Raw genomic sequence first — 279 nt, forward strand, 5'->3', positions numbered from 1 at the left:
TTAGAAGAACAGCTGGAAGCCCATCTAGATGGGTTAAAAGTTGCCGCAGAGAAAGGCGCACAGCTGATTCCGTCTCTCTTGCAATGTGGTGAGCCGGGGGAATGCTTTGTTGCCGGTTGGTTGAGCATAGCCCTAGAGGATGGGAAATCACTCAGCGCCCTCATGGATCTTTGTGTCAACAACGCTGAGAACCATAAAGCTGCCATTTCAGGATTTGCTTGGGATGAAGAAAACGTGGCATTAACAGATAGGCTGCTCAGCACTAATGCAACCGATTAT

General features: G+C 48.7%; 1 protein-coding gene. It reads left to right on the forward strand.

What is annotated here, in order from left to right:
* A partial coding sequence (locus tag J0A66_RS23245) for a hypothetical protein (RefSeq protein ID WP_206576121.1) occupies positions 1 to 279 on the forward strand: 279 nt, incomplete at both ends.

Source organism: Bowmanella dokdonensis, from assembly GCF_017254865.1.
GTDB classification, from domain to species: Bacteria; Pseudomonadota; Gammaproteobacteria; order Enterobacterales; family Alteromonadaceae; genus Bowmanella; species Bowmanella dokdonensis.